This window comes from Marinomonas sp. ATLA20 (genome assembly GCF_057180105.1).
Genome location: NZ_JBXUKU010000007.1, coordinates 125,646 through 140,066 on the forward strand (window position 1 = coordinate 125,646; position 14,421 = coordinate 140,066).

General features: G+C 41.7%; 12 protein-coding genes. 5 read left to right on the forward strand and 7 right to left on the reverse strand.

The window, feature by feature from the left end:
• Positions 1–109 precede the first annotated feature (109 nt).
• Entirely contained in the window at positions 110–2,305 is a 2,196-nt protein-coding gene (locus tag AC2A4J_RS13355) for a bifunctional diguanylate cyclase/phosphodiesterase (protein WP_484176379.1), read from the forward strand.
• A gap of 119 nt (positions 2,306–2,424) precedes the next feature.
• Here the strand turns inward: AC2A4J_RS13355 and AC2A4J_RS13360 are convergent, their stop codons facing one another.
• The 5 genes from AC2A4J_RS13360 to ectA all read right to left on the reverse strand — a co-directional run bounded on the left by AC2A4J_RS13360 (position 2,425) and on the right by ectA (position 7,531).
• The gene (locus AC2A4J_RS13360) at positions 2,425–3,867 is read right to left on the reverse strand and encodes an aspartate kinase (protein WP_255828225.1); all 1,443 of its coding nucleotides are present in this window, start codon (positions 3,865–3,867) and stop codon (positions 2,425–2,427) included.
• An 87-nt stretch (positions 3,868–3,954) separates the two neighbouring features.
• Positions 3,955–4,974, reverse strand: coding sequence for an ectoine hydroxylase (gene thpD / locus AC2A4J_RS13365; protein WP_484176380.1), 1,020 nt, complete (start codon positions 4,972–4,974; stop codon positions 3,955–3,957).
• A 58-nt stretch (positions 4,975–5,032) separates the two neighbouring features.
• Positions 5,033–5,422 (reverse strand): ectoine synthase, encoded by a 390-nt coding sequence (locus tag AC2A4J_RS13370; protein WP_067013657.1) that lies wholly within the window; start codon positions 5,420–5,422, stop codon positions 5,033–5,035.
• 149 nt (positions 5,423–5,571) lie between these two features.
• A complete protein-coding gene (gene ectB / locus AC2A4J_RS13375; RefSeq protein ID WP_255828223.1) occupies positions 5,572–6,885 on the reverse strand; it encodes a diaminobutyrate--2-oxoglutarate transaminase in 1,314 nt (437 codons plus the stop codon).
• A 145-nt stretch (positions 6,886–7,030) separates the two neighbouring features.
• Complete coding sequence (gene ectA / locus AC2A4J_RS13380) at positions 7,031–7,531, reverse strand: diaminobutyrate acetyltransferase (RefSeq protein ID WP_484176381.1); 501 nt, start codon at positions 7,529–7,531, stop codon at positions 7,031–7,033.
• Between the two features lie 449 nt (positions 7,532–7,980).
• Between ectA and AC2A4J_RS13385 the strand changes: the two genes are divergently transcribed.
• Positions 7,981–9,339 carry a sodium-dependent transporter gene (locus tag AC2A4J_RS13385; RefSeq protein WP_255828221.1) on the forward strand — a complete coding sequence of 453 codons (1,359 nt, stop codon included), beginning with the start codon at positions 7,981–7,983 and terminating at the stop codon, positions 9,337–9,339.
• A 102-nt stretch (positions 9,340–9,441) separates the two neighbouring features.
• Here the strand turns inward: AC2A4J_RS13385 and AC2A4J_RS13390 are convergent, their stop codons facing one another.
• Entirely contained in the window at positions 9,442–9,681 is a 240-nt protein-coding gene (locus AC2A4J_RS13390; protein ID WP_255828220.1) for a DUF2061 domain-containing protein, read from the reverse strand.
• 103 nt (positions 9,682–9,784) lie between these two features.
• Entirely contained in the window at positions 9,785–10,720 is a 936-nt protein-coding gene (locus AC2A4J_RS13395; RefSeq protein ID WP_484176382.1) for a MerR family transcriptional regulator, read from the reverse strand.
• 180 nt (positions 10,721–10,900) lie between these two features.
• Between AC2A4J_RS13395 and AC2A4J_RS13400 the strand changes: the two genes are divergently transcribed.
• Genes AC2A4J_RS13400 through phrB form a run of 3 tightly spaced genes read left to right on the forward strand, consistent with a single transcriptional unit; the run spans position 10,901 to position 14,354 of the window.
• Positions 10,901–11,914 (forward strand): NAD(P)/FAD-dependent oxidoreductase, encoded by a 1,014-nt coding sequence (locus tag AC2A4J_RS13400; RefSeq protein ID WP_484176383.1) that lies wholly within the window; start codon positions 10,901–10,903, stop codon positions 11,912–11,914.
• Positions 11,915–11,946: 32 nt separating this feature from the next.
• Positions 11,947–12,927, forward strand: coding sequence for a YbgA family protein (locus AC2A4J_RS13405; RefSeq protein WP_484176384.1), 981 nt, complete (start codon positions 11,947–11,949; stop codon positions 12,925–12,927).
• A 14-nt stretch (positions 12,928–12,941) separates the two neighbouring features.
• The gene (gene phrB, locus AC2A4J_RS13410) at positions 12,942–14,354 is read left to right on the forward strand and encodes a deoxyribodipyrimidine photo-lyase (RefSeq protein ID WP_484176385.1); all 1,413 of its coding nucleotides are present in this window, start codon (positions 12,942–12,944) and stop codon (positions 14,352–14,354) included.
• The last annotated feature ends 67 nt before the right edge of the window (positions 14,355–14,421 follow it).

Genomic DNA, 14,421 nt, shown 5'->3' on the forward strand with positions numbered 1-14,421 from the left:
TGCATAATCACGTAACAGCGCATCTATTTACAAAAATATTAAATACCCTGTAAGAGTTTATGTGTATGATTTTTGCATATTTATTAATTTGTTAAGAAAGGATCAATCCTTGAAGAAAGCAGAGTTTAAGCAACCTTCCGCCTTATTTTTTTCGTTGATTGCTTTTTTCGCTATCGCTGTATTTGGTGGGTATTGGACTCAGTCAACAAACCAGTCCATCGTTAATCAGCAGCAATCCTTGTTAAGTGGTATCTCAAGAACACAAGCATCCGTTATAGAAAGACGCCTTTCTTCGGCCTTTACTTCCGCGCAAATTCTAGCTTATGAAGTAGAACAAAATAGCGGTAGCGGTGAGTGGTTCCCAAGTTATGCTGACAAACTGATCAAATCCATTGGCGGCATTGAAAACCTTCAACTTGCCCCGGATGGCATCATTTCTGAAATATACCCTTTCAAAGGAAACGAGAGCGCCATTGGGTTTAACATCATTTCGACGCCCCGCTTTACCGAAGAAGCCATGCTGTCTATTAAAAACCATAGAATGTTTGTTATAGGCCCCGTAGCATTAGTCCAAGGTGGCGTAGCTGTTATTAGCCGAGCACCTATTTTCTTGCATAAAGGTACACAAAAAGAGCTTTTTTGGGGCTTTGCTTCAGCGGTTATTTATTTAGATGATCTATTAGAAGCAACACAATTAAAACAGCTAGAAAGTGAAGGCTATCAATACAGTCTTTCAAGACAACATGCTGCAACAAAGGAAACCATCGTTTTATCAGCCTCCATTACACCACTTTCTGATATCCAAGCATCAACCAGCCTAATTCTTCCAGTGGGCACTTGGACCTTGCGAATAAGCCGAGCAGTAGATTCTCAGTTGAAGCAGCGAAAAATAACGGGTTATGCTATCAGCCTAGCAGTGGCATTTTTACTCTCTCTCGCTTTATACGCCATTCTTAACCAACCATTAAAACTAAGAAAGTTAGTCAAAGAAAAGACAGCCGAACTTCAAGAACTTGCCTATAACGACCCATTAACTGGATTACCAAATCGACGTTTTTTGCAAGATAGTCTGTCCAAGATTCTGCACAACAATCAAAGACGCAAGCGTGTATCCGCCTTTATCTACTTTGATTTAGATAACTTCAAGCGAATTAATGACACCATTGGCCACGATGTTGGAGACCAAGTACTTGTTATTGCAGCAGAGAGATTAAACAAAATAAAAGGTATATCTGACCTTGTTGTACGCTTGGGTGGGGACGAATTTGGTATTTTACTTGGAGATATTGGCGATAAAGCACAAGCAGCAGAGCAAGCAAATCGAATATTAGAAAGTATTCGAGTTCCTATCAAAATGGACTCACGAGATTATACTTTAAGTACGTCATTGGGCATCGCAATGATTCCAGAGCATGGCTATGATCTTGTTACTATCATGCAAAATGCCGATATGGCTCTGTATCAAGCCAAGCAAAAAGGCAAAAACCAGTATGCTTTCTATACTGAAAAAATGAAGATCAGTACACACAACCTGATAAAAGCCGAAGAAGATTTAACACTTGCACTACAAAGAAATGAATTTGAAATGTATTACCAGCCACAGTTTAATCTTCGTACCAACCATGTCATTGGTGCTGAAGCGCTCATTCGCTGGAATCACCCTGAAATGGGGTTAATTTACCCTAATGACTTTATCCCTCTTGCTGAAAGTACAGGAAAAATTGTCGAGTTGGGCTACTGGGTTCTAGAAAGTAGCATCGCTTACTTGGCAAAACGAAAACAGGAAGGTCGGCCTGATATTTTACTGCATATCAATCTAGCTTCTGAGCAATTATCAGATCCTCATTTTGTCACTCTAGTTCAGGCATTATTATCAAAATATCAAGTGCCCGCTCATTTAGTTGGCTTTGAAATCACTGAGACTTCTATTCTTGAAGACATTCATCTTGCTAGATATTTGCTGCAAACCCTTAAAGATATGGGGATCTGTATCGCTATAGATGATTTCGGTACAGGCTATTCATCACTGTCTCAACTTAAAAACCTCCCAGTAGACTTACTAAAAATTGATCGTAGTTTCGTGATGGATTTAGAAAACGACCCAGATGATCGAAAAATAGTGGAAGCCATTATCGCCATGGCTCATAAACTCAATATCAAAGTATTAGCGGAAGGTGTAGAGACTAGAGAGCAATGGAAAATGCTCGTGGCATTTCAATGTGATTTTGGCCAAGGTTACTATGTTAGTAAGGCAGTAACAGCCGATGAGTTTAATCAAGGCACTCCCATTGTGCATAAGAATTAGTGTGTTGTCTTATTCTGTATGTAAAATCCTCCAACCTTACACGTCGGTCACAAAAAAGCCCCAAGTATCATCATAGATACTTGGGGCTTTAGATTACCCTAAACAGTGCGGCTTATTGATTAAGACGCTAAGCAAATCGCTCTACCATGGTTATGAACTTCAACCAATTCTTTATGTAGACTGCAGATTGCTTTTTCGTAGTCTTCTTCATCAACCACAAACTGCATATCTACTTGGCGCATAGATTGGTGCATTGCCAATACGTTAACCTCTTGCTCAGCAATGGCTTTCACAGCCTTGGCTAACATACCTGTGGTTTTCATATCACTACCGATTGCAGAAACTATCGCCACTTTACGCTGTGTGATTTCAGCGTCCGCAAAACGTTCATGCAGAACTCGCATGACTCGCTTCAAGGTTTTTAGATTGATCGCTAAATAATGCGTAATCGTGTTGGCATTAATATCTTTAGCAATGATATGAGCGTGGAATTGTCTTAATACTTTAAGAATATCCACATCAAACTTATCAATATCACCAGCCATGTCTTGGTCAAATAGCTCTACAGCAAATACACCACGACAACCTGCAATGATCTCAACACAGGGTGCATCACTTACGTAATCACCAGTAATAAGCGTACCAGTGTGCTCTGGTTCAAAGGTGTTTTTCACACGCAATGCGATACCGCTTTGACGCAAACCTTTTGCAGCCTTAGGATGGATCGCTTCCATACCAAGGTTGGCAAGCTGATCGGCCACATCGTAGTTAGTACGACCTATCGGCACAGCTTTGGTTTCACCAACTAAACGAGGATCGGCACTACTTAAGTGAAATTCTTTATGAATCACAGCTTCATGAGCTTCCGTTAGTACAGCAATTCTACTGAACGTCATTTCACTATAACCGCGATCAAAAGTAGACATTAAACCAGTTTCGCTGTGAGCATAGCCCGTCGCAATAGGAAGCTCTTTGCTCATATCAATGTCTTTAAACGCATCTATAATACGCTCATCAAGCGACATATGGCTTGGGCTGTTCCAACCTGTCAAATCAACGAATACGGCATTCACACCGTCACGTTGCAATAGATGAGCGGTGTTCCAAGCACTGTGCGCTTCACCAAGACTGGCAAGCATTTCTCGTACGGTAGCAAGGTGTTCACTAATCGAAAAATGGCCGTGCTGACAAAGGCGATGTAGATCTTCTAGGCACTCTTGGGCTTCTTGCAAACGACTGTTCAAAAACGCGTCCGCTTTATTACGTAACTCACCCACTTCGAACAAACTATGGTTAATGTCCAACATGGCCGTGCGAACATCTTGTAACGCAGGGAACCAGTTATTTTGCTTACGCTCTTGAGCGAATAAAGCAAACACCCCAGCATCACCCGTTTTCTTGTGTTCAAGCAGCTTATCCGTCATACCGGCATAAGCAGAAACAACAAAAACACGCTGATACATGTTGTTCACTAAAGTGGGTTTGAAAATAATATTATCTCTAACTGAACGGTAGTCACTCATGGACGTGCCGCCAATTTTTTCAACTGTATGTTGTCCCATCATTTTTCCAATATGTTAAGGGGCTAAAAGCCATGCCAAAATTTAAACTGCCGCTATATTGTCATAAGGTTGCGGAAAATTTAAGCATTAATCGCTTTTTCTAAGCGCTTTAATCGACTTCCTAGCCGCGATGTATTCAGGCCTTGGGGCTGTGTTGCCAAATGGCAAGTCCACACGGTTCGACAAGGCATTGTAGACAAAAAATAAATTCGAACGAGGCGCTGATGTAATGTTGCCGTTTGAGCCATGTAATACATTGCAATCAAACAAGATGATTCTGCCAGGCTGACCTACTGCGGCTTCTATACCATTCTGCTCTATCAGTGACTGCAATGAGGCATCATCAGGAACGCCAACATTCTGCTTTTTAAGTGAGAAAAGGTAGTTATTCTCTGGGGTATCACCAACACAAGGTATATAAGTATGATGAGAACCGGGAATCAGTAACAAAGGGCCATTGTGGTGATCGTTTGGAGTCAATGTAATGGACATACTTAAGGCTCTCATATGTGGCATGCCATCTTCCACATGCCAAGTCTCAAAGTCTGAATGCCAATAAAACTCTTTACCACGAAAGCCCGGTTTATAATTCAAACGCGTCTGATGAAGATAAACCTCATCCCCTAAAAGGTATTCTGCGATTCGAATCAATCTTGGGTCTTGGGCAATCTTCTGAAAAAAGCCACTTAATTTGTGAACATCAAAGACCGAACGAACATCACCGCTACTGGCTTCTGTAATACTCTCTTCTCTTTGCTTAATTGCATCGCTGTCTCGCAAGCTCTGCATTTGCTTTTGCATATCAGCGATTTCACGATCATTGAAAATATGATCTAAAAATAAAAAACCTTTTTCTTCATATTGATCTAAAAGCGCTTCTTCGAGCGGCGCTTTTTGTCGATCATTTGAGTAAATAACGGGGTCCTTACGGTTAATATACGTTGGCAAAGAATACTTTCTTGAAGGATAGTGATCTTTCTGCCCTCCTCCTTGTGAATTCTTTTTCACCCTCTCTTCGCTAGAATTATCTTTACTTAAAAGCTCTTGTTCCAAAAGCTCTGTATCATAAAAAATATCACTTGCTAAAGCTGATGCCGACGCTGACATTAACGTACCTCCTGATCTACTCCTTCAAAAATTAATAATCTGATCTAAACATTCGGGTTTAATCCAGCAGCTCGTAAGCGCCTTCAGAGTTGTGTACTTCTTTACCCGTAATTGGCGGATTAAAAACACAAGCTAGCTTCAGCTCTTTAAAAGCTCGAAGTGTATGCGCATCATGTTTATCAAGTACGTACACTACGCCTGGCTTAATATGATGTTTTTGACCTGTTTCGCGGCTTTCTACTTCGCCTTCACCAGAAATGCAGTACACAGACTCAAGGTGGTTTTGATAATGCATATCAAAATCTTTGCCTTCATAAATAGTCGTAATGTGAAAAGAGAACCCCATATTGTCTTCTTTCAACAACAGACGTGTACTTTCCCAATTACCATCTGGGGACACTACACGACGTTCGGTTTTCTCACATTCTGCTAAATCACGTGCAAACATTCTTTTCTCCTTTTATGATCCGAAGATCGCTTAAATGCCGGTAAAGAGTTACCGGAGGAAACCTGAGGTTTTTTTCTTACAATTTACTTCACTCAAGTAGATGAAAAAGCCGCCTTCAAATTAAGAAGGCGGCTTTTATAGAAGAGAAACTAGACGGCAATGTCGTAGTTTTCATCAAAGTAGCTTTTTGCTTCTGGCATATCATCTTCTTTAGCACACACATCACGAATAGCGCGCTCTAAGATATCAATACCTTCTTTCAGGTCTTCATCACTGATGATAAGTGGACAAAGAAACTTAACAACCTGGTCATCTGCACCAGATGTCTCAATCATCAACCCATTCTGGAAGCACTTTTTAGTGATTTTATTCGCTAAATCACCACTGATACAGTTGATACCACGCATCATGCCTCGGCCTTGAACAACGAAGTTACCTTCACCGAACTCATTAATAATATCTTGTGTACGCTGATGGATGTATTCACCTTTACGTTTAATTTCTTTTTCAAACGCATCATCTTTCCAATAAGTTTCAATCGCCACTTTAGCGGTTACAAAGGCTAGATTATTACCACGAAAAGTACCGTTATGCTCACCTGGTTTCCATTCATCCAACTCTGGGCGCATTAAAACAACAGCGAATGGCAAACCATAACCGCTCAGTGATTTCGACATAGTGACAATATCAGGCTTAATGCCTGCATCTTCAAAACTGAAGAAAGTACCAGTACGACCACAACCCGCTTGAATATCATCAACGATTAATAGAACACCATGTTTCTTACAAACCGCTTCTAGATTCTGTAACCATTCAAAACTTGCCACATTAATGCCGCCTTCACCTTGAACGGTTTCAACAATAACAGCCGCTGGCGTATCTACACCGCTACTAGAGTCAGACAATACTTTGTCTAGGTACTCTGTTGTTTCAATGCCATCACCTAAATAGCCATCAAAAGGAACGGTAGAAACGCCGGCACCTAATGTGGTTCCTGCTGCGCCACGGTGGTGTGAATTACCTGTTACAGACAAAGCACCCAAGCTACAACCGTGGAAACCGTTAGTGAAGCTAATAATATTTTCTCGACCTGTAACATTGCGAGCTAACTTAAGCGCGGCTTCAACCGCATTGGTACCTGTCGGCCCTGTAAACTGCATCATATATTCCAAGCCACGAGGCTCTAAAATATACTGTTTGAAAGACTCTAAAAACTCACCTTTGGCTTTGGTATGTAAATCTAGGCCATGAGTAATACCGTCTTCCATGATGTATTCGACGAGCTTTTCTTTAAAGACAGGGTTGTTATGACCATAATTCAATGTTCCGGCACCCGCCAAGAAATCTAAGTATTTATTACCTTCCTCATCAAACAAATGAGCGCCTAGTGCACGATTAAAAATTCGAGGGAAAGAGCGCGCATAAGATTGTACTTCTGATTCGATTTCGTCAAAAATTTTCATTTTTTATCATCCTTTAAGTTTATAAATAGTTATTTAGACATCAAGCAGAAAGCAAAAACTGAGAGTGAAAGCAGCACCTTCTAACTCATCGCATTTCTAACTCGCGTACGTTTACATTTATTAAGTCGTTTGACTTATTAGCTTTTTAATTTTTAGTGAAGGGGCCAATCCTTACGAGATGTTCGGTATCGTGCTGCCCTTTAAAGTGATCTTGTTTATCGAACATGACAGATTCTTCCAAAGGGGCGTCTAGCTGATTTGCAAGACGTCGAAACAAAGCCCAAGAACCTTCATTTGATGCAGTAATACTGGTCTCTATGTAACGCACATCTGAACAGCTGGATCGTTCAAGTAGTGATGAAACCATTTTTTTCGCTAAACCCTGTCCGCGCGCTTTTTCACTAACCGCTACTTGCCAAACGAACAGAGTGTCTGCTTGGTTAGGAATAATATAACCAGAGACAAAACCCACCATTTCACCATCTTCGAAGCTAGCCGCTATGGATGTTTCCTTGAAATGGCTGGTTTGGAGCAAATTACAATACGCAGAGTTGGTATCTAGCGGCGGACAAGATGCAACCAACTTATTCACTGCCATACCATCTACAGCACTAGGCTTAGTAAACACAATTTTTTCTGAACTCATAATCACATCCATTAGAAAACAAAGCATTATCAACCAGTTTTTTCATACAAAAAATGTTCACAAGGAACAATGGTGACTGATTTATATGAATTTAATGTTACTAAACTGGTTATCACGTCAATTTGATTTGATGTCTAATCATTCTACCTAAAAGTAATTTCATGTCCAGATATTTATTTAGAGAACTAACGATTACAGCCGTAACATTCTACCCAAAGCTAGAGCAGCCCTAAGGTAAAAAGCACTCATTAATTTACGAAAAACATCATAAAAAAACATTTTTAGTTGCATATATGCATCGAAATTCGGAAAATCCCGCCCCTATTCGGAGTTTTGCTTACTGGCATTCATTTATGCTGGGGAAGTGGGGGGCATTGGTATAGCAAAAAATACCTACTCCGATCGCTGTTTATGTATTTTGCTTTCAACCATTTAGATTAGAGATAACTATGAAAAATAAAACTTCTATTCAAGGCTCGTGGGCGAGCCGATGGATATTCATTTTGGCGGCAACAGGTTCCGCTGTAGGTCTAGGTAATATCTGGAAATTCCCTTACATCACAGGGGAAAACGGTGGCGGGGCATTTGTTCTTGTTTATTTGGTTTGTATCTTGCTTGTTGGTATTCCAATTATGATGGCTGAGGTGTTTATCGGCCGTCGCGCACGCAAGAACCCAATTGCCGCTTTAACGGATGTCGCTGAAGAATCTGAAGGCGCTAAGTCTTGGGGATTGATTGGTTTGATGGGAATGCTGTCTGGTCTTCTTATCTTTTCATTTTATTCAGTCGTGGGCGGCTGGGTTCTTCACTATATTAAAGTGATGCTAACGGGCGAAATGGCTGGGATATCTTCTGATGATGCTGGCGCTGCATTCGGTGCCCTACTTGCTGATCCAGCAACTTTGCTAGGATGGCACACTCTATTCAGCATTATGACTGTTTTTGTTGTTGCTGCAGGTATCAACAAAGGTATTGAAACAGCAACTCGCATTATGATGCCGGCCTTATTTGTCTTGCTAATTATCTTACTTGGCTATGCAATGACAACTGACGGTTTTGCGCAAGGTTGGAACTTCATGTTCGAGTTTGACTTTAGCAAGTTAACTTGGAATGCCGCTTTGGTCGCTCTGGGCCATTCGTTCTTTACTCTATCCTTGGGTATGGGAACCATCATGGCTTACGGTTCTTACATGACTAAAAATGCGTCCATCGGTAAAACCGTTCTAGCTATCGGTGCACTAGATACTTTGGTTGCTTTGGTCGCTGGTTTGGCTATCTTCCCTATCATCTTCTCGAACGGAATGGACCCTGCTGCAGGTCCGGGCTTGATGTTTATTTCTTTGCCTGTGGCATTTGGTCAAATGCCTTTCGGTCAGTTGTTCGGTGTGTTGTTCTTCGTCTTAGTAGGCGTAGCGGCATGGACGTCTGCCATTTCTTTGCTAGAACCAACCATAGCTTTCCTAGTTGAACGTTTCAAAATGAAGCGTATTACAGCGTCTATTAGCTTAGGCATTGTGGTATGGGGATTGGGCATTGCATGTTTAGGCTCATTCAGCTTTATGTCTGACGTCACCTTCTTCGGCAAGAATACTTTTGATTTCCTAGACTACATTACTGCGAACATCATGTTGCCATTAGGCGGTATTTTGATTGCACTATTTGCAGGCTGGATTGTGAAAAACAAATACGCACAAGACGAGCTAAACTTGTCTGAAACTGTATTCAAACTATGGAATTTTTCTATGAAGTTCACAGCTCCAATCGCAGTGGCTGTTGTATTGTACTTCTTGATAAACCCGATGAAATAACACTTACATACTGTAAATATTATTAATCAGGCTTTTCTGTAAATACCAACCCCATCAGCGCAGAGCGTTGGTGGGGTTTGTTTTTTTATAGTCGCTATAAAGTCACATTGATCTTAGCGCGTAATTTTCCCCTGCGGTTTGAATCGTCTTACTTAACTCAGACGCTACACCCGCATGTTGAACTTTATTCCATACAATCTCATGAAAATAAAAGGCAACGGTATTAATCGCTGGCTCTACGATAGCCACCAAGCCACCGACTAACAAACTCCCTGTAATAAGATACGCAACAGAGAACGCGATCGAAAAGTGCATAACAGCAAACGTCATTGTCTTAGCCATAATTGAATACCCTTCTTTGTTTTATTTGATAACAGAAGAGTAAGCCAGACCTTGCCATAAGAAAAATATATTATAGATATGCATCTAATAGCTTTTTACTTTATCAATCAGTCAACCTATCCATAAAATTCATCACCCCTTCGAATGGCTCAGAATACACTTTGACCTGATTGAGGCTCGTCATATTAGACTCATGAACCGCCAACCAAAAACTAGCACCAATCACACCAACGGGCCTTTGCCATTGCTGCATTTGATTAACTAATTCTATTGCTTTATTAGCAAGTTCATTCTCACAAAAAACCAACACAGAATCAGCCTGAACCCCCTCAATAAGAGTTGACCAGTCACTACTTTGCTGTACATTCGGGATGACACTGCACAACATACCTTTGTCTAAGAAAATGGTCGCTGCCATATAACACCACAAGCTACGCTGGGAAGTTAACCCAGTAATCAACACCTTAGGCGCATTCCTTTTTTGTACTTTAAACGTACTCACACGAGCCATTAAACAAGATAGTACAACAGACTCACAGAATGCTAAGACAGCACCTCTCCCCATTTGCTCAAAACTGGGTAATAACCAATCTCGTATAGCAATATCAGCAGGATATTGTGAAAAAATTTGCTGATACATCTGTTCAATTTTGTCCTCTTGAAAAGTCTCAGATGCTCTCACCAAGGATGCTTGCCACTCTAGCCATTCATTCGATGGCACTACGCCATCTAGCGTCGCCCCTTTCTCCAGCAAAGCTCGAACTTTACTGACTGCAACCCCTTGTTGTATCCAACGCACTATACTTTCTACAAGTTGCACATCACTTTGATCATACAATCGATGACCTTTGCCAGTACGCTTGGGCTTTAACAAGCCATAACGGCGCTCCCAAGCTCGTAATGTGACTGAGTTCACGCCAGTTTTCAGAGATAACTCTCGAATAGGGAAATAGGCAGGACTATCCAATAGTACCAACTCATCTAAAGATTCTTGGTCTTGTTGTTTTTTTATTTCCGCATTTTTGTTTGACTGATTCATACATTTTTCCAAAAATCATCATTCATCTAAGGCAATAAAACGATTGTGACCTAAACTTTTATAACCACCAAAGATCACAGCAAAAACTATACAAATATTTTTTTGTATAAGATAGTTGATTTTCTTGTACGGTTTTATATATTGTATAAGAAAAGCAGCATGAACACTGGGAAAAATAAGATGAATACATTAACCGCCAGTCAAGTCCACACTCCAACCTTTGATATCGCCATTATTGGCGCTGGTCTGGCGGGAAGCTTGTGTGCGCATTTACTCTCCCAGTCAGGACAAAGCGTTTGCATAATAGACAAAAGCCGCGGTAGTGGCGGCAGAGCTAGCAGCAAAAGATTAGATGGTGACATCAGCTGCGACCTCGGTACGCCTTACGTTGTTGCTAAGCATCCAGATACCCTCGCACTCTTTGCACAGCTTATGGAAGAGCATATTGTCGCGCCATGGAAACAGCTTAGTAATATGGGCTCACAAGCCTTTGTAGGTGTGCCCAAAATGAGCGCTATCACTCGCCATTGGATTCAAAACGCTAAATTCATTACGAGCACTCGCATTCATCATTTGGATCAGATCTCACAGCAAGGCGATGATCAATCAAGTTGGTTATTAAGAGACGATAAATACCAACCTGTTGTCATTGCCAAAAAAATCATCGTCGCAGCGCCAGCACCTCAAGCTGCATCAATACTGGCTTCACACGATAATTTGGCTGTACTGCTACTGAGGGCAAATCAGGCGAGCGCTTCTTATCTATCTCAGTGGGCCATGTGGTTAGAAACAGAACAGTGCGACTTAAACGCTTTGATTGAACCAAAAAACTCTTTAATCAAACGCATGATAAAAGACAACTACAAACCCATGCGTCACAACGAAAAAGTCGACCGTTGGGTTATTCAAACAGAGCCTAACTGGACAAAGCAAAATCTTGATTCAGATAAAGAATGGATCACCCAAACGCTGTTACAAGCGTTTGCCGAAATCACCGAACACAGGGTTTTAAAACATGGTGAACCACATCGTTGGTTCCTCAGTCGCTTTACTGAAAACAAGGGCAACAAATGCTTCGTTTGGTCTCCTGAACACAATGTGGGCCTAGCGGGTGACTGGCTGTGTCAGGGCGACGCTGAAGGCGCTTTACTCAGCGCCCTATCACTTGTTAATCATATGAAAGATTCAGAATAGAACAATGACGTTGTCCAATGGAGGACTCATCTATGCCACATTCTCAACCATCACCAGATCAGCTAAAACATAAAATCCCTGTTGGTATTAGTTCATGCTTATTGGGTGAAAATGTTAGATTTAACGGCGGACACAGCCATTCTGATTATTGCGATAAAGTACTCAGCCACTATTTTGATTATCAAAAATTCTGCCCTGAAGTCGCTGCAGGGTTTGGCACGCCTCGTCCAACACTGCGCCTAGAAGGCAATCCAGAAGATCCAAGAATGGTTTTCAGCAAGAACGCCGAAGAAGACGTATCCGATGTCTTCATGGCAGCGTCTAACAAGTATCTAGAAAACTTATCCCATTTAGATGGTTATATTTTGATGAAGAAATCGCCAAGCTGCGGCATGGAGCGCATCAAGGTTTATCAAGAAAATGGTCATCCACACATGCAACGAAGCGCAGGACTTTTTACCAAAGCCCTTCAGCAGCGCTATCCACTATTACCAGTGGAAGAAGATGGTCGTTTAAATGATCCAGCACTAAGAGAAAACTTTTTATTACGTGTTTTTACTCATCATGATTTTCGTCACAGCATGGGCGAAGAATCTAGAATGAAGGACCTTATTGCTTTTCATAGCCGTTATAAATATATGGTTATGGCTCATTCTCAACCCATTTACCGCCAGCTTGGACGCATGCTTTCTGGCAACGATCCAAGACCTTTTGATGAATTGAAAGCGGCTTATTTTGAAATTTTAATGACAACCCTCTCAAAACCAGCAGAGCGTAAAAATCACTGTAACGTGCTCATGCACCTTGTGGGTTATTTAAAACACGCCGTGGATGTATCGGTTCGAAAGGATATTTTAGATGTGGTTGAGCAATATCGTCGCGGTGAAGTCAATCTTGCCACGCCTGTCACCTTACTGCATCACTACTTAAAACATTACGGCAGTGAGTACATCAATGAGCAAAGCTATTTCATCCCCTATCCATCGCCTCTTGGCATTCGTAACACGGTTTAAGGTAACGCAATAAAATGAAGATCACACATTTGGTTTGGTTGCGAAACGACCTTCGCTGCGTAGACAATCCAGCACTTTATTATGCCTCTTTAGAAGCAAAATCCGCTAAAGAAGGCATTGCGGTTGTTGTTACTCCCACACCAACACAATGGGCAACCCATAACGAATCGGATGCTAAGACAGGGCTTCGTGCTGGACTCATCAAAAATCTAGCGAACACACTCGCAACTCTTGGTATTCCAATGCATATTCTGCATGCCGAAACGTTTGGGCAGCTTCCAGATACCATTACTGAATATTGCATTAATAATAGTATCAAACATATTTGGTTTAACCGCGATCTACCTATTCACGAGCAACAACGCGATCAAGCCGTATGCGAAAAATTACAGCAACACCAGGTTAGTGCTCATGTTCAGGCGACAGATATCATTGTTCCGCAAGATGTACTTAGTCAGCAAGGCACGCCATTTAAAGTTTTTACACCGTTTTTCAATCGCTGGGTCACCATGCTTGCTCAGCAAGATATAACACCATTGCCAGCACCAGATCCACAGGCTGAAGCCTTGCCAGAACCAAGTTTAAATCTTACATGGGAAAAGCCATTTAGAGAGGATTTATGGCCAGCTGATCACGACATTGCCAAACAAAAACTCTGGCAGTTTTGTCATCATAAAGAACGCCATTATCAAGAAAGTAGAGACTACCCAATTGAGCCTGCCACCAGCACGCTATCCCCGTACCTTGCACTGGGTGCACTAGGTCCAAGACAGTGTTTGGAAGCGATTTTTTACACTTGCGGTCAGGAAGAAAGGCGCTGGCAAGACAGCATTTGGCTAAAAGAACTGGCATGGCGAGATTTCTACCGCCAGCTCATGGCGCACTTTCCTTTTCTTTGCAAAAACCGTCCGTTTAAACCAGAGACAGATGCGTTGGTTTGGCGACACAACGAAAAAGAATTTCAAGCATGGTGCGAAGGTAAAACAGGCTTCCCTATTGTCGATGCTGCCATGCGCCAGCTCAATCAAACAGGCTGGATGCATAACCGATTAAGAATGGTGGCGGCCAGCTTCTTCACCAAACTCATGTTTGCTGATTGGCGCAGAGGCGAAGCCTATTTCATGAGTAAATTGATCGATGGTGAATTCGCTGCCAATAATGGCGGCTGGCAATGGAGTGCGTCGACAGGCTGCGATGCCGCACCCTACTTTCGAGTTTTTAACCCGACCAGACAATCACAAACCTATGATAAAGACGGTAGTTTTATCCGTCGCTTTGTGCCTGAACTCGCAAAATTAGACGCTAAATCCATTCATGACCCTAAGCCTGAACAAAGAAAACAGTGCCATTACCCAGAAGCAATCATTGATTATAAACCTGCAAGATTAGCCGCTATTGCGGCGTTCGATAAATTAAAGGGACGCTAAGTTAGGTGTGTTTTTCTGATGGCGATTTTGGCAAATTGGCAAAAATAAAAAACACGCCTATACTTTG

Excerpts from the sequence above, each read along its gene's own strand:
- AC2A4J_RS13395 (WP_484176382.1), bottom strand. The coding sequence starts at position 10,720 with ATGAATCAGTCAAACAAAAATGCGGAAATAAAAAAACAACAAGACCAA.
- AC2A4J_RS13400 (WP_484176383.1), top strand. The coding sequence starts at position 10,901 with ATGAATACATTAACCGCCAGTCAAGTCCACACTCCAACCTTTGATATC.
- AC2A4J_RS13390 (WP_255828220.1), bottom strand. The coding sequence starts at position 9,681 with ATGGCTAAGACAATGACGTTTGCTGTTATGCACTTTTCGATCGCGTTC.
- thpD (WP_484176380.1), bottom strand. The coding sequence starts at position 4,974 with ATGTCAGCGTCGGCATCAGCTTTAGCAAGTGATATTTTTTATGATACA.
- AC2A4J_RS13360 (WP_255828225.1), bottom strand. The coding sequence starts at position 3,867 with ATGGGACAACATACAGTTGAAAAAATTGGCGGCACGTCCATGAGTGAC.
- phrB (WP_484176385.1), top strand. The coding sequence starts at position 12,942 with ATGAAGATCACACATTTGGTTTGGTTGCGAAACGACCTTCGCTGCGTA.
- AC2A4J_RS13370 (WP_067013657.1), bottom strand. The coding sequence starts at position 5,422 with ATGTTTGCACGTGATTTAGCAGAATGTGAGAAAACCGAACGTCGTGTA.
- AC2A4J_RS13385 (WP_255828221.1), top strand. The coding sequence starts at position 7,981 with ATGAAAAATAAAACTTCTATTCAAGGCTCGTGGGCGAGCCGATGGATA.
- ectB (WP_255828223.1), bottom strand. The coding sequence starts at position 6,885 with ATGAAAATTTTTGACGAAATCGAATCAGAAGTACAATCTTATGCGCGC.
- AC2A4J_RS13405 (WP_484176384.1), top strand. The coding sequence starts at position 11,947 with ATGCCACATTCTCAACCATCACCAGATCAGCTAAAACATAAAATCCCT.
- ectA (WP_484176381.1), bottom strand. The coding sequence starts at position 7,531 with ATGAGTTCAGAAAAAATTGTGTTTACTAAGCCTAGTGCTGTAGATGGT.